19 protein-coding genes are annotated in these 17823 nt (G+C 70.3%); 13 read left to right on the forward strand and 6 right to left on the reverse strand.

Annotated features, from left to right (window positions below; genetic code table 11):
- Positions 1–5: 5 nt before the first annotated feature.
- Positions 6–914: a LysR family transcriptional regulator gene (locus ABZW96_RS34540; RefSeq protein WP_355080679.1), complete on the reverse strand. Its 909-nt coding sequence runs from the start codon at positions 912–914 to the stop codon at positions 6–8.
- A 110-nt stretch (positions 915–1024) separates the two neighbouring features.
- On the opposite strand from ABZW96_RS34540, the gene ABZW96_RS34545 reads away from it, so the two are divergent.
- Entirely contained in the window at positions 1025–1762 is a 738-nt protein-coding gene (locus ABZW96_RS34545; protein ID WP_355080680.1) for an SDR family oxidoreductase, read from the forward strand.
- A gap of 10 nt (positions 1763–1772) precedes the next feature.
- Here ABZW96_RS34545 and ABZW96_RS34550 read toward each other — a convergent pair whose 3' ends face one another.
- The 4 genes from ABZW96_RS34550 to ABZW96_RS34565 all read right to left on the reverse strand — a co-directional run bounded on the left by ABZW96_RS34550 (position 1773) and on the right by ABZW96_RS34565 (position 4889).
- Positions 1773–3017 carry an RNA polymerase sigma factor gene (locus tag ABZW96_RS34550; RefSeq protein WP_355080682.1) on the reverse strand — a complete coding sequence of 415 codons (1245 nt, stop codon included), beginning with the start codon at positions 3015–3017 and terminating at the stop codon, positions 1773–1775.
- Entirely contained in the window at positions 3018–3356 is a 339-nt protein-coding gene (locus ABZW96_RS34555) for a YciI family protein (RefSeq protein WP_355080684.1), read from the reverse strand.
- A 14-nt stretch (positions 3357–3370) separates the two neighbouring features.
- On the reverse strand, positions 3371–3955 hold the full coding sequence (locus tag ABZW96_RS34560; RefSeq protein WP_355080686.1) for a dihydrofolate reductase family protein: 585 nt from the start codon (positions 3953–3955) through the stop codon (positions 3371–3373).
- 124 nt (positions 3956–4079) lie between these two features.
- On the reverse strand, positions 4080–4889 hold the full coding sequence (locus ABZW96_RS34565) for an isocitrate lyase/phosphoenolpyruvate mutase family protein (RefSeq protein WP_355080688.1): 810 nt from the start codon (positions 4887–4889) through the stop codon (positions 4080–4082).
- 64 nt (positions 4890–4953) lie between these two features.
- Between ABZW96_RS34565 and ABZW96_RS34570 the strand changes: the two genes are divergently transcribed.
- From ABZW96_RS34570 to argH, 11 genes are all read left to right on the forward strand, one after another.
- Positions 4954–5661: a winged helix-turn-helix domain-containing protein gene (locus tag ABZW96_RS34570; RefSeq protein WP_355080690.1), complete on the forward strand. Its 708-nt coding sequence runs from the start codon at positions 4954–4956 to the stop codon at positions 5659–5661.
- Between the two features lie 148 nt (positions 5662–5809).
- Complete coding sequence (gene argC / locus ABZW96_RS34575) at positions 5810–6868, forward strand: N-acetyl-gamma-glutamyl-phosphate reductase (protein ID WP_355080692.1); 1059 nt, start codon at positions 5810–5812, stop codon at positions 6866–6868.
- On the forward strand, positions 6865–8082 hold the full coding sequence (gene argJ, locus ABZW96_RS34580) for a bifunctional glutamate N-acetyltransferase/amino-acid acetyltransferase ArgJ (protein ID WP_355080694.1): 1218 nt from the start codon (positions 6865–6867) through the stop codon (positions 8080–8082). Before argC ends, argJ begins: the two co-directional genes overlap by 4 nt.
- Positions 8079–9014, forward strand: coding sequence for an acetylglutamate kinase (argB, locus tag ABZW96_RS34585; protein WP_355080696.1), 936 nt, complete (start codon positions 8079–8081; stop codon positions 9012–9014). Before argJ ends, argB begins: the two co-directional genes overlap by 4 nt.
- A complete protein-coding gene (locus tag ABZW96_RS34590; RefSeq protein ID WP_355080698.1) occupies positions 9011–10213 on the forward strand; it encodes an acetylornithine transaminase in 1203 nt (400 codons plus the stop codon). The genes argB and ABZW96_RS34590 overlap by 4 nt, the downstream gene beginning before the upstream one ends.
- Positions 10210–11154, forward strand: a complete 945-nt coding sequence (gene argF, locus ABZW96_RS34595) for an ornithine carbamoyltransferase (protein WP_355080700.1) — start codon at positions 10210–10212, stop codon at positions 11152–11154. The genes ABZW96_RS34590 and argF overlap by 4 nt, the downstream gene beginning before the upstream one ends.
- A gap of 43 nt (positions 11155–11197) precedes the next feature.
- A complete protein-coding gene (locus tag ABZW96_RS34600) occupies positions 11198–11713 on the forward strand; it encodes an arginine repressor (RefSeq protein WP_355080701.1) in 516 nt (171 codons plus the stop codon).
- A 147-nt stretch (positions 11714–11860) separates the two neighbouring features.
- Positions 11861–12103, forward strand: a complete 243-nt coding sequence (locus tag ABZW96_RS34605) for a type II toxin-antitoxin system Phd/YefM family antitoxin (RefSeq protein WP_355080716.1) — start codon at positions 11861–11863, stop codon at positions 12101–12103.
- Positions 12100–12519: a type II toxin-antitoxin system VapC family toxin gene (locus tag ABZW96_RS34610; protein WP_355080703.1), complete on the forward strand. Its 420-nt coding sequence runs from the start codon at positions 12100–12102 to the stop codon at positions 12517–12519. The genes ABZW96_RS34605 and ABZW96_RS34610 overlap by 4 nt, the downstream gene beginning before the upstream one ends.
- Before the next feature lie 287 nt (positions 12520–12806).
- Complete coding sequence (locus ABZW96_RS34615) at positions 12807–14009, forward strand: argininosuccinate synthase (protein WP_355080705.1); 1203 nt, start codon at positions 12807–12809, stop codon at positions 14007–14009.
- Positions 14010–14533: 524 nt separating this feature from the next.
- Positions 14534–15943, forward strand: coding sequence for an argininosuccinate lyase (argH, locus tag ABZW96_RS34620; protein ID WP_355080707.1), 1410 nt, complete (start codon positions 14534–14536; stop codon positions 15941–15943).
- Positions 15944–15982: 39 nt separating this feature from the next.
- On the opposite strand, the gene ABZW96_RS34625 is transcribed toward argH, so the two are convergent.
- A complete protein-coding gene (locus ABZW96_RS34625; RefSeq protein ID WP_355080709.1) occupies positions 15983–17248 on the reverse strand; it encodes a hypothetical protein in 1266 nt (421 codons plus the stop codon).
- Positions 17249–17367: 119 nt separating this feature from the next.
- On the opposite strand from ABZW96_RS34625, the gene ABZW96_RS34630 reads away from it, so the two are divergent.
- Complete coding sequence (locus ABZW96_RS34630) at positions 17368–17691, forward strand: multidrug efflux SMR transporter (RefSeq protein WP_355080710.1); 324 nt, start codon at positions 17368–17370, stop codon at positions 17689–17691.
- The last annotated feature ends 132 nt before the right edge of the window (positions 17692–17823 follow it).

Here is a 17823-nt window from a genome sequence, read left to right on the forward strand (position 1 = left end):
CCGCCTCACTCCCGTGCCGTCAACTGGGCGGCGATCGGGCTCGGGACCGGGACACCGCGCCGGCGCAGGTCTTCCAGGAATCGGCGGACGAGAGGATCGCCCGGGGTGGCGGTGAGGCAGACGACCTCGCGCACCAGGCGCGGACGCAGGCTGCGGACGGCGCCGGAGAACGTGGCCGTCAGCGCGCTGGTCGGCACGAGTGCGGTGCCGAGTCCGGCGGCGGCCAGCTGGGCGGCGGTGGTGGCCTGCCGGGTCCGGGTGGACGCGGTCAGCGCCACGCCCCTGCCTGCCGCGATTTCGTCGAGCCAGGCGCCGAGACCGTTGTCGGAGTGGTAGTGCACCACCGGTCGCGCGGCGATGTCGGCGAAAGTGACCGTGGCCGTGGGCTCTCCGGCTGCCTGCGGCGATACCGCGACGATCTCCTCGGTTCCGATCACCACGAGGTGGCCCTCCCAGCGGGACGGCCGCGGCCCGAGGGCGAGGTCGGCCGTCCCGGCGGACACCATCTCGGCCATGGCGTCCGCGCTGGACAACTCGGCCAGGACGAGGTGTACCTCGGGGCGGCGGCGGTGCCAGGCGCGCAGCACAGGCGCGAGCAGGCTCGCGGACATGCTGTCCGCGCAGGCGATCCGCAGCTGTCCTCGCGCGCCCGCGGCGACGGCGCGGCCTGCCGTGACCACCCGCTCGGCGGCGGCCACGGCGGCACGCGCGTCCGCGGCGATCGCGCGGCCCGCCGCGGTGGCCCGCACACCGCGCGGCAGCCGCTCCAGCACCGGCGTGCCGAGTTCGCGTTCCAGCGCGGCGATCTGATGCGACAGCGCGGGCTGCGACAGATGCAGCCGGCCGGCGGCTTCGGTCACCGATCCGGAGTCCAGCACGGCGACCAGGCACTCCAGCGCGCGCAAAGTAGGCATTCGAGAATTTTATGGCAAAGCCAGAAAATATCGATCTCACGACGGGATGGTCGATGGTCTCCCCGCTTGTTCCTTCTCGGTGGGGGCTACACCTACCGAGGAGGCAACTCATGACAGGCACGATGCATGGCAAGAAACTCGTCATCGTCGGCGGTGCGTCGGGCATCGCGCGACAGATCGCGCGAGATGGCGCCGCCGAGGGCGCGGACGTGGTGCTCGCGGGCAGGGACGAGAACGCCGTCGCCGCCGCGCGGCGGCAGGTGGCGGGCGAGACACGTGGTCGCGCGGCGATCCATGCCCTGCGCATCGATCTCGGCGACGAGGACTCCGTCGTCCGGGCGGCCGAGGAGATCGGTGAACTGGACTATCTGGTGTCGGTGGCGGCGGCGCACGCGAACGGTCCCGTGGCCGAGCTGGACCGCGCGGCGGTCGTGCGGGCCTTCGACGCGAAGGTGATCGGTCCGATCCTGCTCGGCAAGCACTTCGCCGCCCGGGTCAGGCCGGGCGGTGCGCTGCTGCTGTTCTCCGGGGTCGCCGCATGGCGGCCCGCGCCAGGCCGGACGGTGATGGCCGCGACCAACGGCGCGGTGCGTTTTCTCGCCGAGGCGCTGGCGGTCGAGCTGGCGCCGGTCCGGGTGAACGCGCTGTCGCCGGGCATCGTCGACTCGGGCGCCTGGGACGGTCTGGGCGAGCGGAAAGAGCAGTTCTTCGAGGAGGTGGCGGCTCGCAATCCGGCGCGCCGGGTCGGAAGCACCGCCGACATCTCCGCTGCGGCGCTGTCGGCACTGACCAATCCGTTCATGACCGGGACGACCCTGCACGTCGACGGCGGCGGCCGCCTGGCGTGAGCGCGGGCCGTCAATCGCTCCGGCGTGGTTGCCCACCCAGTTCGGCGCGCCGACGCGCCAGGAAACTGCGCTCGGCGGCATTCTCGGTGCGGGCGATGGCGGCGTCGTAGGCGGCGGTGGCCTCCTCGGTGCGGCCGAGCCGGGTCAACAGGTCGGCGCGGATGGCATGGAACAAGTGGTACCCCGCCAGGGGCAGGGCGTCCACCTGTGCCAGGGCCGTTGCCGGACCGTGTATTTCGGCGACCGCTACCGCGCGATTGAGCGCGACGATCGGACTCGGCGCGAGTGCGGCGAGCTGGTCGTAGAGCCGCAGGATCTGGGTCCAGTCGGTGGCCGCGGCGGTGGGTGCGTCGGCATGCACCGCGTTGATCGCCGCCTGCAGCTGGTATTGCCCCGGCTGGTTGCGGCGCAGGCACTGCCGGACGAGTGCGTGTCCTTCGGCGACGAGGTCGCGGTCCCACCGGCTGCGATCCTGCTCCGCGAGCGGGACGAGAGAGCCGTCGGCACCCGTGCGGGCGGCGCGGCGGGACTCGCTCAGCAGCATCAGCGCGAGCAGTCCGGTCACCTCGGGCTCGTCCGGCATCAGCTCTGCCAGCAAGCGCCCGAGGCGGATCGCCTCGGCGCAGAGGTCGGCCCGGACCAGCCGCGCGCCGGAGGAGGCGGTGTGCCCCTCGGTGAAGATCAGATACACGACGGCGAGTACCGCGCGCAGCCGGGCGGGCAGCTCGGCGTCGGCGGGCACCCGGTAGGGAATGCGGGCATCCCGGATCTTGCCTTTGGCCCGCACCAAGCGTTGCGCCATGGTCGCTTCCGAGACCAGGAATGCGCGGGCGATCTCGGCGGTGCCCAACCCGCCGAGCAGCCGCAGGGTCAGTGCCACCCGCGCCTGTTGCGCGAGGGCTGGGTGGCAGCAGGTGAAGATCAACCGGAGGCGGTCGTCGCGCACGGCGCTCACGGGCTCCAACGGTTCGTCCTCGGCATGCAGGAGCCTGGCCTGCGCGTGCCGGTCCGCCCGGGAGGCATCGCGGCGCAGGCGGTCGATCGCCCGGTTGCGCGCGGTGGTGATGATCCAGCCGGGCGGGCTCGGCGGGACACCGTCGGCGGGCCAGCGCTGGACGGCGGCGGCGAACGCGTCCTGCACCGCGTCCTCGGCGACGCCGATGTCTCCGAACACGCGGATCAGGCTCGCCACCGCACGGCCGTAGTGCTCGGCGAACACCGCTTCGATCACCGAGCCGGTCACGGCCTCGCTCATCTATTCGTCTCGGATCGGACGGACTTCGATGGGCAGAGTGACGACGGCGGCGAGCCTGCGGCCCCATTCCAGAGCCTCGTCGAGATCGGCGGCGCGGATGACGGTGAACCCGCCGATGTGCTCCTTGCCCTCGACATACGGGCCATCGGTGATCAGCATGTCGTCGCCTTCGGCGCGCAGCACGGTGGCGGTGCTCGGCGCGTGCAGGCCCGCCGCGAACACCCAGGCTCCCGCCGCCCGCATCTCGTCGTTCAGCGCCGCGAGATCGCGCATGATCTCGTCCAGGTTGTCCGGCACGCCATCGTCGGGCTGGTAGATGCCGAGCAGATAGTTCTTCATTCCGTCGTCCTCCCTCACGCACGCCGGTAGGTGGTGATGACGACACCGGTGCCGGTCACCACGGTGTCGACCGACCGCAGGCCGACCGGCCCCACGCCGTCGAACAGGCGGCGACCGGTGCCGAGCACCAGCGGGTGGGTCAGCAATAGGTACTCGTCCACGAGATCGTGACGCATCAGAGAGCGCAACAGGTCACCGCTGCCGAGTACCACCAGGTTCCGGTCCGGCTGCCGCCGCTGTATTCCGGGCACCGCCGTCGCCGCGTCGCCGCCGAGCCAGGTCGAATTCCGCCAGGCCAGCGGCCCGCTTCCGGTGCGAGAGGCGACGATCTTCTCGGTCTTGTCCAGCGCCTCGGCCATCGGATCGCCGACCTGTCGCGGCCAGTATCCCGCGAAATCCTCGTAGGTGCGCCTGCCGAGCAGCAGCGCGCCGCGGTTGGCCGCCATATGCCTGCCCATGACCTCCGCCTGCACCGGGTCGTCGTGCCGGTGTGCCCAGCCGCCGTGGGCGAATCCGTCCCTGCTGTCCTCATCCGCCCGGCCGGGCGCCTGCATGACGCCGTCCAAGCTCAGATGCTCCACCGCGATGATCTTGCTCATCTCCGCTCCTTCCGCGACCGGCGCGGCGCCGGTCTCACCACGTACACGAACGGACGACCGGCGGATCGACAGCGAGCGCGGAATATTTTCCGCCCAATTTCCGGCACCGCGGCATCGGGCGGACTCACTTGTCAGGCAGCAGGCGTTGGATGTCGGAATAGCTGACGATGCCCGGCGCGACGGGAGCGTCGTGCCGCACGGCGCGGGCCACGTCCACCGCGGCCGACATTGCGGCGCGGTAGAGCAGCGATCCGGTGCTGATCCGGCGGACACCCAGGTCCGCCAGCGTCGCGATGCCGGGGCCGGTGGCCGAATAGAGGACGTTCACCGGCAGCTCGGTCGCCGCGACGATCCGCTCGACGCGGGCCGGGTCGGCCACGCCTGGCACGAACACGCCGTCGGCTCCGGCCGCGGCGTAGCGCCGCGCACGCTCCTGCGTGGAGCCGTGGTCGAGGCCGAGCCAGTAGGTGTCGACGCGGGCATTGACGAACAGCTGCGGCGTGCGGTCCTTGATCGCGCCGATCAGCGCTGCTTGGTGCCGTGGGTCGGCCAGAGCGGAACCCGCGCGGCCGTCTTCGAGGTTGATACCCGCGATCCCGCGGGCGGCGAGTTGTCCGGCGAAATCGGCGACCGCTTCGGGCCGCTCGTCGAACCCGCCCTCGATGTCGGCGGTGATCGGGATGGGCAGCCGGGCCAGGCGCCGGGCGGCGTCGAAGGTCTCCGCCTTCGTGACGCCCGCACCGTCGGCGAGCCCCGCCGCGCCGGCCACGCCCAGGCTGGTGGTGCCGATCGCCGGGAATCCCTCGGTCGCCAGCAACGCCGCCGAGGCGAAATCCCAGGCGTTCGGCAGCACCAGGGGCAGGTCGCGGTGGTGCAAAGCGCGGAAGATCTCGAACTTGGTCGGCGCGGGCGCCGCCGGAGAAGACGAAGTCATGCCGCGACCGTAGCCACGGGACGTTTCGGTGCCCGCCGAAACGACGACGCGCCATGATGAGGTGATGTCCGATCGAGGAGCCGAACTGGCGGGCCTGGCCGCTCTGCTCGCCGACCGCACCCGCGCCGACATCTGCCTCGCGCTGCTGGACGGACGGGCCTGGACCGCGGGCGAACTCGCGCGCCATACCGGTGTCGCGCCGTCCACCGCGACGCAACACCTGGACCGGCTGCGCGACGGCGGGTTGGTGCTCGAGCATCGGCAGGGCAGGCACCGCTACCTGCGGCTGGCCGGGCCCCGGGTCGCGGACCTGCTCGAGGCCATGGTCGCCCATGTCGGCCCGCCCGCCGCCCCGGCGACCGGACTGCGCACCGCGACCGCCGCCGCCGCGCTGGCCCGTGGCCGCACCTGTTACGACCATCTCGCGGGTCGGTTGGGTGTGGCGGTCACCGACGCCATGACCGCACAGGGCCTGTTGCGCGGCGACAGCGGGTTCGCGCTGACGGAGTCCGGCTCGGCGTGGCTCACCGGGCCGATGGGCGTCGACCCCGCCGCGCTGCGCGCCACGCGAAGGCCGATCGTCCGGCCGTGCCTGGACTGGACCGAGCGCCGCGTTCATCTGGGCGGCGCGGCGGGCGCGCAACTCTGCCGCCGCATGATCGAGCTGGCGTGGATCAAGCGGATCGGTAGCGGGCGCGCCGTGCGCGTGACGGCGCGAGGCGAGGCCGGGCTGGCCGAGACGCTGGGCATCGCCCCCGGACTACTGCGCTGACCTGCGGCGGACCGATGCGCCGTACCTTGCGTGACCGATGCCGCGAGCTCGCCGTTTCGCCTGACGACGCGGCGGGTATCTGGTGGTCGTGAACCGCTCCCGGCGACCAGGCTGTGAATGAGCTTGCATAGTCATGCATAATCATCACATGGTTGATTCCTCGGGCGGACCCGCCGTGCGGGTCGCGGTAGCCGGTGCCAGCGGGTACGCGGGCGGCGAAGTGTTGCGTCTGCTGCTGGGGCATCCGGCCTACCGAACCGGGCGCCTCGTCATCGGGGCGCTGACCGCGGGCTCCAATGCGGGTACCCCGCTGGGGGAGCTGCAGCCGCATCTGCTGCCGCTGGCCGATCGGGTGCTCGCGCCGACCACGGCCGCCGAACTGACCGGACACGACGTGGTCTTCCTCGGCCTGCCGCACGGCCAGTCCGCGGCCATCGCCGCCGAGTTGCCCGAGTCCACCGTGATCATCGACTGCGGCGCCGACTTCCGGCTCACCGACCCCGAGGCCTGGGAGAAATACTACGGCAGCCCGCACGCGGGCAGCTGGCCCTACGGGTTGCCCGAGCTGCCCGGCGGCCGGGAGAAGCTGCGGGGCGCGACGCGGATCGCGGTCCCCGGCTGCTATCCGACCGTCGCGAGCCTCGCGCTGGCTCCCGCCGTCGCCGCCGGCATCGTGGAGCCCACCGTGCACGTGGTCGCGGTGAGCGGCACCTCCGGAGCGGGCCGCAAGCTGGACATCGGGCTGTTGGGGTCGGAGGTGATGGGTTCGGCGCGGGCCTACGGGATCGCGGGCGCGCACCGGCACACCCCGGAGATCGCGCAGAACCTCACGGCGGCAGGCGGCACGGACGTCACGGTGTCCTTCACGCCGGTACTCGCGCCGATGCCACGCGGCATCCTGGCCACCTGCACCGCACCGATTCGCGTCGACGCGGCGCAGGCGCGCGCGGTCTACGAAAAAGCCTATGCCGACGAGCCTTTCGTGCACCTGCTGCCGGAGGGCGCGCTGCCGCAGACCGGGTCGGTGCTCGGCTCCAACGCCGTGACCCTGCAGGTGGCCGTGGACGCCGACGCGGGCGTGCTCGTGGTGATCGGCGCGATCGACAACTTGACCAAGGGCACCGCGGGCGCCGCGGTGCAATCTATGAACCTGGCCCTCGGCTTCGAGGAGACCGAAGGACTTTCCACCGTAGGAGTGGCACCGTGACATCGACCGACACCGCCAGCGGCAAGCTGGTCCGCACCCAGGGCGTGACCGCACCGCTCGGCTTCCGCGCGGCGGGCATCGCCGCGGGCATCAAGGTCAGCGGCAAGCCGGACCTGGCGCTGGTGTTCAACGAGGGGCCGGAGTACCCGGCCGCGGGCGTGTTCACCCGCAACAAGGTGAAGGCCGCTCCGGTGCTGTGGTCGCAGCAGGTGCTGACCGGCAAGCGGCTGCGCGCGGTGATCCTGAACTCCGGCGGAGCCAACGCCTGCACCGGCCCGGGCGGATTCCAGGACACGCACAAGACCGCCGAGGAACTCGCCGCCGCGCTGAGCAACTGGGGCACCGAGACCGGAGCGGGGGAGATCGCGGTCTGCTCCACCGGGCTCATCGGTGACCGGCTTCCGATGGACAAACTGATCCCCGCCGTCACCGAGATCGTGCACGAGATGGGCGGCGGCCTGTCCGGCGGCGCTGATGCCGCGTGGGCCATCATGACCACCGACACGGTGCCCAAGGAGGCGGCGTTCCACCACCGCGACAAGTGGAACGTCGGCGGCATGGCGAAGGGCGCGGGCATGCTGGCACCGTCGCTGGCGACCATGCTGGTCGTGCTCACCACCGACGCGGCGGTGACCGCCGATCAGCTCGACCGCGCGCTGCGCAACGCCACCGCGCGCACCTTCGACCGGCTCGACGTGGACGGCTCCTGCTCCACCAACGACACCGTCCTGCTGCTGGCCAACGGCGCCAGCGAGGTCAGCCCGAGCCAGGAGGAGTTGGACGCCGCCGTGCTCGCGGTCTGCGACGATCTGGCCGCCCAGCTGATGGCCGACGCCGAGGGCGTCACCAAGCGGGTGCTGGTCACCGTCGCAGGCGCGGTCACCGAGGACGAGGCCGTGGCCGCGGCGCGCACCGTCGCCCGCGACAGCTTGGTCAAGACGGCGCTGTTCGGATCCGACCCGAACTGGGGCCGGGTGCTCGCGGCGGTCGGCATGGCGCCGGTGACGTTGGACCCGAACCGGATCTCGGTGTCGTTCAACGGCAAACCGGTGTGCATCGATGGCGTCGGCGCGCCCGGCGCACGCGAGGTCGATCTGTCCGGCGCCGACATCGAGGTGCTGATCGACCTGAACGTGGGCTCCGCGCGTGCGACCATCCGCACCACCGACCTCTCGCACGGTTACGTCGAAGAGAACTCGGCCTACAGCTCATGACCAGCGATGTGTTGCATACGCTTTCGGCGTTGGACAAGGCGCACGTCCTGGCCGACGCCCTGCCGTGGTTGCAGAAGTTCCGGGACAAGATCGTCGTCGTGAAGTACGGCGGCAACGCCATGGTCGACGACGACCTCAAGCGGGCCTTCGCCGCCGACATGGCGTTCCTGCGCACCGTCGGCGTCCACCCGGTGGTGGTGCACGGCGGCGGCCCGCAGATCAGCGCGATGCTGAAAAAGCTCGGGCTGCAAGGCGAATTCCGCGGCGGCTTCCGGGTGACCACACCCGAGGTGATGGACGTGGTGCGGATGGTCCTGTTCGGTCAGGTCGGCCGCGAGCTGGTCGGCCTGATCAACTCGCACGGCCCGTACGCGGTGGGCATCTCCGGTGAGGACGCCCGGCTGTTCACCGCGACCCGCCGCACGGTCGAGGTCGACGGCGAGCCCACCGACATCGGGCTGGTCGGCGACGTCACCGAAGTGAACCCGGATGCCGTGCTGGATCTGATCGGGGCGGGCCGAATTCCCGTGGTGTCGACCATCGCCCCGGACGCCGACGGCGTGGTGCACAACATCAACGCCGACACCGCCGCCGCGGCGCTCGCCGAGGGCATCGGCGCCGAGAAACTGGTGATGCTCACCGACGTCGAAGGCCTGTACACGAACTGGCCGGACCGTTCGTCGCTCACCTCCAGCATCGATACGAAAGCGTTGGCCGAGTTGCTCCCACGCCTCGATGCGGGCATGGTGCCCAAAATGGAAGCCTGCCTGCGCGCCGTGACGGCCGGGGTGCCGACCGCGCATGTCATCGACGGCCGGGTCCCGCACGCCGTGCTGCTGGAACTGTTCACCGGAGAAGGAATCGGAACGATGGTGACGCCCGCCCCGCTCATCCCGAACGGGTCCGGCGCGCCGAACGGAACGAAACAATGAGCACAGCTGAACTGCAGCAGCGGTGGTCCGCCGCGCTGATGAACAACTACGGCACACCGAAGGTCGCGCTGGTCCGCGGCGCGGGAGCCGTGGTCTACGACGCGGACGGCAAGCGCTACGTCGATTTCCTCGGCGGCATCGCGGTCAACAGCCTCGGGCACGCGCACCCGGCGATTCTGGAGGCGGTCACCCAGCAGCTCGGCACGCTCGGGCACGTGTCGAATCTGTATGCCAGCGAGCCGGTCGTCGAGCTGGCCGAGCGGCTGCTCGCGCACTTCGGCGACGGCGAAGGCCGGGCGTTCTTCTGCAACTCCGGCACCGAGGCCGTCGAAGCGGCGTTCAAGATCGCACGGCTGACCGGGCGGCCCAAGCTCGTCGCCTGCGAGGAGGCCTTCCACGGCCGCACCATGGGCGCGCTCGCCCTCACCGGGCAGCCGTCCAAGCGCACCCCGTTCGAACCGATGCCGCCCGGCGTCGTGCACGTGCCCTACGGCGACGCCGCGGCGCTGGAGGCCGCGGTCGACGAGGACACCGCCGCGGTGTTCCTCGAGCCGATGATGGGGGAGAGCGGCGTGGTGGTACCGCCGTTCGACTACCTGGCCAAGGCGCGTGAGATCACCGCGCGCAAGGGTGCGCTGCTGGTGCTGGACGAGGTGCAGACCGGCATCGGCCGGACCGGGAAGTTCTACGCCCACCAGGCCGTCGGCATCGTCCCGGACGTGATCACCCTGGCCAAGGGTCTCGGCGGCGGACTGCCGATCGGCGCGGTGCTGGCCACCGGGCGGGCGGCCGATCTGCTCACCCCCGGCATGCACGGCACCACCTTCGGCGGCAATCCCGTGTGCGCCGCGGCGGCGCTCGCGGTGCTGCGCACGATCGATGAGACCGACCTGCTCTCGCACGTCGAGTCGGTCGGCAAGCGGCTCAGCGACGGCATCGAACTGCTCGAGCATCCGCTCATCGATCAGGTGCGCGGTGCGGGCCTGTTGCTGGGCATCGTGCTCACCGACGAGGTGTCCGCACAGGTCGAGGCGCGGGCGCGGGATGCGGGCTACCTGGTCAACCCGGCCAAGCCCGACGTGATCCGGCTGGCGCCGCCGCTGGTGCTCACCGAGACCCAGGCCGACAATTTCGTCGCCGACCTGCCCGGGATCCTCGACGCCGCGCTCGCTGACGCGAAAGGGGCTGCGGCGCAATGACTTCCGTGCGGCATTTCCTGCGTGACGACGATGTCAGCCCGGCCGAGCAGGCCGAGATCCTCGCCCTCGCGGCCGAACTCAAGAAGTCGCCGTTCGCGCGGCGCCCGCTGGAGGGTCCGCGCGGCGTCGGCGTGATCTTCGAGAAGAACTCCACCCGCACCCGGTTCTCCTTCGAGATGGGCATCGCCCAGCTCGGCGGGCACGCGGTGGTCGTCGACGGCCGCGACACCCAGCTGGGCCGGGAGGAGACGCTCGGCGACACCGGCCGGGTGCTGTCCCGGTATGTGGACGCCATCGTGTGGCGCACCTTCGAGCAGTCCCGGCTGGACGAGATGGCCGCCACCGCGACGGTGCCGGTGGTCAACGCGCTGTCCAACGAGTTCCATCCCTGCCAGGTGCTCGCGGACCTGCAGACCCTCGCCGAGCACAAGGGCGACCTGACCGGTCGCGAACTGGCCTACTTCGGCGACGGCGCCAACAACATGGCGCACTCGCTGCTGCTCGGCGGCGCTACCGCGGGTCTGAACGTGACCATCGCCGCGCCCGCGGGGTTCGAGCCGCAGCCGTGGGTGGTGGAGGCCGCGCGCAAGCGGGCCGCCGAGACCGGCGCGACCGTCACGGTGACCGGCGACCCGGTCGCCGCCGCGTGGGGCGCCGACGCGCTGGTCACCGATACCTGGACGTCCATGGGGCAGGAGAACGACGGCCTGGACCGGGTGGGTCCGTTCCGCCCGTTCCAGCTCAACGCCGAGCTGCTCGCGCACGCGAAGCCGGACGTGGTCGTGCTGCACTGCCTGCCCGCGCACCGTGGCGAAGAGGTCACCGACGAGGTGCTCGACGGGCCGCACAGCGTGGTGTGGGACGAGGCGGAGAACCGCCTGCACGCGCAGAAGGCGCTGCTGGCCTGGCTGCTGGAGCGACGATTCGGGGGAGCGGCGTGAGGCCCGCGCGATCGCGCCGGCCCGGATCGAACGGGGCGGCGGCGTGAGCGTCTCGCAGTCGGAGTCGAGCCGGGGCGGTCCCGCCATCGCCCGCACCCGGGCCGGCCGCCAGTCCCGCATCGTGGAACTGTTGTCGGCCCACGCGGTGCGCAGCCAGACCGAGCTGGCCGCGCTGCTGGCCGCCGAAGGCATCGAGACCACCCAGGCGACGTTGTCGCGGGACCTCGACGAACTCGGCGCGGTGAAGTTGCGCGCCGCGGACGGCGGCGCGGGCGTCTACGTCGTCCCCGAGGACGGCAGCCCCGTGCGCGGCGTGACGGGCGGCACCGACCGCCTGTCCAAACTGCTCGGCGACCTGCTGGTCTCCACCGACGCCAGCGGCAATATCGCCGTCCTGCGCACCCCGCCCGGCGCGGCCCACTACCTGGCCAGCGCCCTCGACCGCGCCGCCCTGCCGTACATCGTCGGCACCATCGCGGGCGACGACACCATCGCCGTCATCGCCCGCGAACCCCTGACCGGCGCCGAGGTGGCCGCGAAGATCGAACAACTAGCCTGATCTGTTCTCGGCGGAGCAGACCCGCCGCCGCCCGACCATGATCTTGCATGGCCGGGTTGTGCTGGGCCGGCAGCTGATCAGGCGATGGCCTGGCGCGTCGGTAGCGAATTCCCTAATGTAGGTAAGTACCTACTTTGGGAGGTGTCTATGACCACGATGAGTGCGCGGGAGTTCAATCGCGACGTCAGTGCGGCCAAACGCGCCGCAACCGAGGGACCGGTCGTGATCACCGATCGTGGTGCCGAGGCGTTCGTGCTGCTTTCGATCGACGAGTATCGGAGGCTGCGCGCGGACAGTCAGGACATTGTGAAGCGGTTGAGCATGGAGGATGACGACGGCGATTTCGATCCACCGCAGCTGCCCGTTGAGTTGAAGATCCCGCGGCTGTGACATTCCTGCTCGATACCAACGTCCTCAGTGAGCTGCGGAAATCCTCTCGTGCGGCAGATCCTTCGGTGCGGGCCTGGATAGCTGGGCGGAGGCCGTCCGAACTGTATTTGAGCGTCGTCACCGTGCTGGAAATCGAGGTCGGCATCGGCCGAGTCGAACGACGTGACCCCGCGCAGGGAAAGCGGCTGCGGATGTGGTTGGAGGACGACGTGCTCGATGTGTTCGCAGGCCGGATTCTGGGAATCGACCTGCCGGTCGCGCGTCGCGTCGCGCGGCTGCACGTGCCGGACCCGCGCCCCGAGCGCGACGCCATGATCGCCGCTACGGCGAGCGAACACGGCATGACGCTCGTCACACGAAACGTGAAGGACTTCGCTCCGATGGATGTGCCGGTAATCAATCCTTGGCAGGTGTGAGCACGTCCATCGGTTTCGTTGATCGGTGTTGGGAGGGACCTTCCTGGCGCGGTCGTCACACAGCGCGTCGCTGTGAAGGCAACGGGTGCGGCCGGCGGGGTCGTCAGTCCTATGCGGGCGGACGCGAGGCCCGATGTGAATGGGATTGCATCGTCGTGCATAATCATTTGCAGAATGACGCGGACCCGCCCAGGCTGGTCTCGAGGCGTCGGGGCCGGGCTTCCCACTGCTCGGACACCCGCCATACTGCTGATACACCTACCGAACCATCGAGGAGCACACAGAACATGTCCGAGCGCGTCGTACTCGCCTACTCCGGTGGGCTGGACACCTCCGTCGCGATCAGCTGGATCGGCAAGGAGACCGGCGCCGAAGTGGTGGCCGTGGCCATCGACCTCGGCCAGGGTGGCGAGGACATGAACGTGGTGCGCCAGCGCGCCCTGGACTGCGGCGCCGTCGAGGCGATCGTGGTCGACGCGCGCGACGAGTTCGCCGACCAGTACTGCCTGCCCACCATCCAGGCCAACGCGATGTACATGGGCCAGTACCCGCTGGTGTCGGCGATCAGCCGCCCCCTCATCGTCAAGCACCTGGTCGAGGCCGCCAAGTTCCACGGCGCGAGCACCGTCGCGCACGGCTGCACCGGCAAGGGCAACGACCAGGTCCGCTTCGAGGTCGGCATCGGCGCGCTCGCGCCCGATCTGAACGTGATCGCCCCGGTTCGCGACTACGCCTGGACCAGGGAGAAGGCCATCGCCTTCGCCGAGGAGAACGCGCTGCCGATCAACGTCACCAAGAAGTCGCCGTTCTCCATCGATCAGAACGTCTGGGGCCGCGCGGTGGAGACCGGGTTCCTCGAGGACCTGTGGAACGCCCCGACCAAGGACGTCTACGACTACACCTCCGACCCAACCGTCAACTTCGAGGCTCCCGACGAACTCATCGTCACGTTCGACAAGGGTGTTCCGGTGGCCATCGACGGCCGCCAGGTCAGCGTGCTGGAAGCGATCATCGAGCTGAACCACCGTGCCGGCCGCCAGGGCGTCGGCCGCCTGGACATGGTCGAGGACCGCCTGGTCGGTATCAAGAGCCGGGAGATCTACGAGGCTCCGGGCGCCATCGCGCTGATCACCGCGCACCAGGCCCTGGAGAACGTCACCATCGAGCGCGAGCTGGGCCGGTACAAGCGGCAGGTCGAGCAGCGCTGGGGCGAGCTGGCCTACGACGGCCTGTGGTTCTCCCCGCTCAAGCGCGCGCTGGACGCCTTCATCCTGGACACCCAGCAGCACGTCTCCGGCGATATCCGGATGGTGCTGCACGGCGGCTCCGCCGTGGTCAACGGCCGCCGCTCGGAGCAGTCGCTCTACGACTTCAACCTGGCCACCTACGACGAGGGCGACACCTTCGACCAGTCCCTGGCCAAGGGCTTCGTCCAGATCCACGGCCTGTCCTCCAAGGTCGCCGCTCGCCGCGACCTGAACCAGAAGTAAGCCTCAGGCGTGCCGGTGCCCGACCGAGCACCGGCACGCCGACGGCTCCCACGCGGGTGGCCTCGAACCAGAATTCGCGCTGCACCGCCTCGACTTCGGCGGCGGTGGGGTAGGAGTGTGGCTTCCCGTAGTCTCGAATCGGCGTTCGGAGTGTGCTGACAGGGCAGCAGTGCACCCCGAAAGCAACCTGCGTACGCCTTCGCCCCGGCGCTCGAGGCCCCGGCATATGGTTTCGAGCAACCACCGAAGCTGCGTCGAACAGGAACGACTCGACCTGTGCGCGCCGACGCAACAACTCGTTCCTCGGTCCAACGGAACGACTGAGCCGCAAGTCGATGCACCAGTTGATCCCGCAAACCAACCCACAACTGTTCTCGCGAATCAACGCACCAACTGATCTCGCAAGAACATGGGTAACTCACCGGGTACGCCCAAACCCCGACCGACACCCAACGCAAGACCTGAACGCAAACCAACCACTTACTCAACTAGTACGGCCTGAAGACCCGGAGAGGCGGACGAGCATGAGCACGAACCAAGGTGCGCTCTGGGGCGGGCGATTCGCCTCCGGACCGGCCGAGGCCATGGCCGCGCTGAGCAAGTCGACGCACTTCGACTGGGCGCTGGCCCCCTACGACATCCGCGCGTCGAAGGCGCACGCGCGTGTGCTGCACAAGGCCGGGCTGCTCTCCGACACCGACCTGTCCGGCATGCTCGACGGGCTGGATCGCCTCGCGGCGGACGTAGCGTCCGGCGCGTTCGGCCCCGCCGAGTCGGATGAGGACGTACACGGCGCGCTGGAACGCGGCCTGATCGAACGGGTCGGCGCCGAACTCGGTGGCCGGTTGCGGGCGGGGCGTTCGCGCAACGACCAGGTGGCCACGCTGTTCCGGATGTGGCTGCGCGACGGCGTGCGCCGGGTGGCCGCGGGCGTGCTCGCGGTGGTCGACGCGCTGGTGGAGCAGGCGGCCGCGCATCCGGACGCGGTGATGCCGGGCAAGACCCATTTGCAGGCGGCGCAGCCGGTGCTGCTGGCCCATCACCTGCTCGCGCACGCGCACCCGCTGCTGCGCGACCTCGACCGGCTGCGCGACTTCGATCGCCGCGCGGCGGTGTCGCCCTACGGTTCCGGCGCGCTGGCGGGCTCCTCCCTGGGACTCGACCCCGAGGCCATCGCCGCGGATCTGGATTTCGACGCGGCCGCCGCCAACTCGATCGACGCCACCTCGGCGCGGGACTTCGCCGCCGAGGCCGCGTTCGTGCTCGCCATGATCGGCGTCGACCTGAGCCGGATGGCCGAAGAGGTGATCCTCTGGAGCACACCGGAATTCGGCTATGTCACGCTGGCCGACGCCTGGTCGACCGGCTCGTCGATCATGCCGCAGAAGAAGAACCCCGACGTCTCCGAGCTGACCCGAGGCAAGGCGGGCAGGCTGATCGGCAATCTCACCGGCCTGCTGGCCACCCTCAAGGCGCAGCCGCTGGCCTACAACCGCGACCTCCAAGAGGACAAGGAACCTCTCTTCGACTCGGTCGCGCAACTCGAACTGCTGCTCCCGGCCATCGCGGGCTTGGTCTCGACGCTGACCTTTCACACCGATCGCATGGCCGAACTCGCGCCCGCGGGTTTCACGCTGGCCACCGATATCGCCGAATGGCTCGTCCGTCAGGGTGTTCCGTTCCGGGTCGCGCACGAGGCGGCGGGTGCGTGCGTGCGTGCCGCCGAGTCCCGCGGCGTCGGCTTGGACGAGCTCACCGACGAGGAGTTCGCCGCGATCGACCCGGCGCTGACCGGGAAGGTGCGCGAGGTGCTCACCGTGCAGGGCTCCATCGCGTCCCGCAACGCCCGGGGCGGTACGGCCGGTGTCCAGGTCGCGGCGCAGCTCGCGGAGGTGCGCGAGGCGGCGGCCGCGGCGCGAGCCTGGCTGGACTGAACCCGGGCTCCGCCCGCTGTCCGCGATCCGCGACCCGTCCTATCCGACGACGGTGATGTCGGCTCCGCTGAACAGCAGATCGCTGCGGCGCCGGGGACCCACGTCGAACCCTTGCGCCGGTTCGGCCTCCGGCGTCAGCTCGCGCAACTGCCGGAGAAACACCTCGACCGCCAGCGTGGCCATGCTCTTGCCGGGACAGACATGCCTGCCGAACCCGAAGGTCAACGGCAATTTGCCGGTCCGGTCCAGCGCGAGGCAGTCGGGAAACGCCTCCGGGTCGCGGTTCGCCGCGGCGAACATCACGAGCAACGGTCCGGCGGGCAGCCGCGTGCCGCTGGAGAGTACGACCGGCGTCCTGGCCCGACGCTTCCATGCCACCAGCCCCGGATCGAGTTGAAGGATCTTCGCCGCGACCCGTGCGCCGCCGTTCGGCTCGGCGAGCAGATCCCACCAGACGCGGTCCGGATCCCCGAGCAGTCGCTGGACGCCTTGCTGAATGCTGCCGCTCACCGTGTGCACGCCTGCGGCCAATGAATTCGCCATGGCGGATACCGCGATCCGATGGGACAGCCCGGCGTCGCGCAGTGTGCGGGCGAACCCGGTCGCCTCGCTGCCGCGGCCCGCGCGGACCGCTCTGCCGCTGACGGTGAACAGCCAGCCGAGCGCGCTCACGGCGTCGGCCAGTTCGCGTCCGCGCATCACCCGGCCGAGCAGTCCCGATTGCGCTCCGCTCCAAGCGGCCACGTTCGGCCAGTCCGATGCGGGCAAGCCGACCGCCGCACCGACGGTGCGGGCGGCATAACCGATCGACAACGCAGTCACGTCCAACGGCGAGCCGGGCCGGAATCCCGCGTCCCGCACCGCCGCGTGGAAGTGCTCGGCCATCTCGGCGGCCCGGGCGGCCCGATCGGCGGGGGAGATGGTGAAATGCCCAGAAGGCCCGGCCATGGTATTCCACACCCGCTTGTGCAACAGGTCGTCGGACAGGTTGGCGGTCGCCTTCGCGGGTGGCGGAACCAGGTGCCGGACGAAATGCGGGATGGCGCGGGGCGTCGCCGCGATGCGCGCGTAACCAACGAGGGGATCCAGCGAATTCGCGTTGGAGATGCCCGGCGTCGTCGCGTCCAGCACTTCGCGCACGTCGTCGTACTTCCAGATCATGCGCAGCCCGGACCGATGCGCGTAACTCGGTTCCGGCCACTCGTGCAAACGCCGGTACCTCTCATCGCGCTCGGCATACGGCAACTCGTTGCAGGTCACTTCGTCGAGGGGGAAACCGGTCACCGCAACGTTCGAGCTACGCATCGGCCGAGCGTATCGGCACGTCGGCAACGGTCGCCGGTCCGCGAATCCCCGGCACTGGGAGGGCCGGTGCCCACCGCTGCCGGGCCGAGCCGGGTCGCGGCTGTGACTAGGCTGCGAAAATGACCTTGTTGCTGCTCGCCTTGGCCATCGCCTCCGAGGTGACCGCGACCGTTTCACTGAAACTGTCCGACGGATTCACCAAGCTCGTCCCTTCGATCGTCGTGGTCGTCGGCTATTGCACGGCGTTCTTCTTCCTCGCCCAGGCGCTGAAGCGAGGGATGCCGATCGGGGTGGCTTACGGCATCTGGTCGGCGATCGGCGTCGCCGCGATCGCGCTGATCGGCGTGCTGTTCCTCGACGAGCGGCTGACCCTCGTGCAGGTCGGCGGCATCGGACTCGTGATACTCGGCGTGCTCGCCTTGGAACTCGGCGGCGCGCACTGACTTCGGTTGCGAGGCATCCCGCGAGTTGTCGCGGGTCAATCCGATACGTGGACCCCGTATCCCGCGTTCCCGAGGGCGGTGAGCACGTCGTCGCGATGAGCGGTACCTCGTGTCTCCAGGGTGAGCGCCACT

This window comes from Nocardia sp. NPDC004168 (genome assembly GCF_040610355.1).
GTDB classification, from domain to species: Bacteria; Actinomycetota; Actinomycetes; order Mycobacteriales; family Mycobacteriaceae; genus Nocardia; species Nocardia sichangensis.

Excerpts from the sequence above, each read along its gene's own strand:
- ABZW96_RS34540 (WP_355080679.1), bottom strand. The coding sequence starts at position 914 with ATGCCTACTTTGCGCGCGCTGGAGTGCCTGGTCGCCGTGCTGGACTCC.
- ABZW96_RS34545 (WP_355080680.1), top strand. The coding sequence starts at position 1,025 with ATGACAGGCACGATGCATGGCAAGAAACTCGTCATCGTCGGCGGTGCG.
- ABZW96_RS34550 (WP_355080682.1), bottom strand. The coding sequence starts at position 3,017 with ATGAGCGAGGCCGTGACCGGCTCGGTGATCGAAGCGGTGTTCGCCGAG.
- ABZW96_RS34555 (WP_355080684.1), bottom strand. The coding sequence starts at position 3,356 with ATGAAGAACTATCTGCTCGGCATCTACCAGCCCGACGATGGCGTGCCG.
- ABZW96_RS34560 (WP_355080686.1), bottom strand. The coding sequence starts at position 3,955 with ATGAGCAAGATCATCGCGGTGGAGCATCTGAGCTTGGACGGCGTCATG.
- ABZW96_RS34565 (WP_355080688.1), bottom strand. The coding sequence starts at position 4,889 with ATGACTTCGTCTTCTCCGGCGGCGCCCGCGCCGACCAAGTTCGAGATC.
- ABZW96_RS34570 (WP_355080690.1), top strand. The coding sequence starts at position 4,954 with ATGTCCGATCGAGGAGCCGAACTGGCGGGCCTGGCCGCTCTGCTCGCC.
- argC (WP_355080692.1), top strand. The coding sequence starts at position 5,810 with ATGGTTGATTCCTCGGGCGGACCCGCCGTGCGGGTCGCGGTAGCCGGT.
- argB (WP_355080696.1), top strand. The coding sequence starts at position 8,079 with ATGACCAGCGATGTGTTGCATACGCTTTCGGCGTTGGACAAGGCGCAC.
- ABZW96_RS34590 (WP_355080698.1), top strand. The coding sequence starts at position 9,011 with ATGAGCACAGCTGAACTGCAGCAGCGGTGGTCCGCCGCGCTGATGAAC.
- argF (WP_355080700.1), top strand. The coding sequence starts at position 10,210 with ATGACTTCCGTGCGGCATTTCCTGCGTGACGACGATGTCAGCCCGGCC.
- ABZW96_RS34605 (WP_355080716.1), top strand. The coding sequence starts at position 11,861 with ATGACCACGATGAGTGCGCGGGAGTTCAATCGCGACGTCAGTGCGGCC.
- ABZW96_RS34615 (WP_355080705.1), top strand. The coding sequence starts at position 12,807 with ATGTCCGAGCGCGTCGTACTCGCCTACTCCGGTGGGCTGGACACCTCC.
- argH (WP_355080707.1), top strand. The coding sequence starts at position 14,534 with ATGAGCACGAACCAAGGTGCGCTCTGGGGCGGGCGATTCGCCTCCGGA.
- ABZW96_RS34625 (WP_355080709.1), bottom strand. The coding sequence starts at position 17,248 with ATGCGTAGCTCGAACGTTGCGGTGACCGGTTTCCCCCTCGACGAAGTG.
- ABZW96_RS34630 (WP_355080710.1), top strand. The coding sequence starts at position 17,368 with ATGACCTTGTTGCTGCTCGCCTTGGCCATCGCCTCCGAGGTGACCGCG.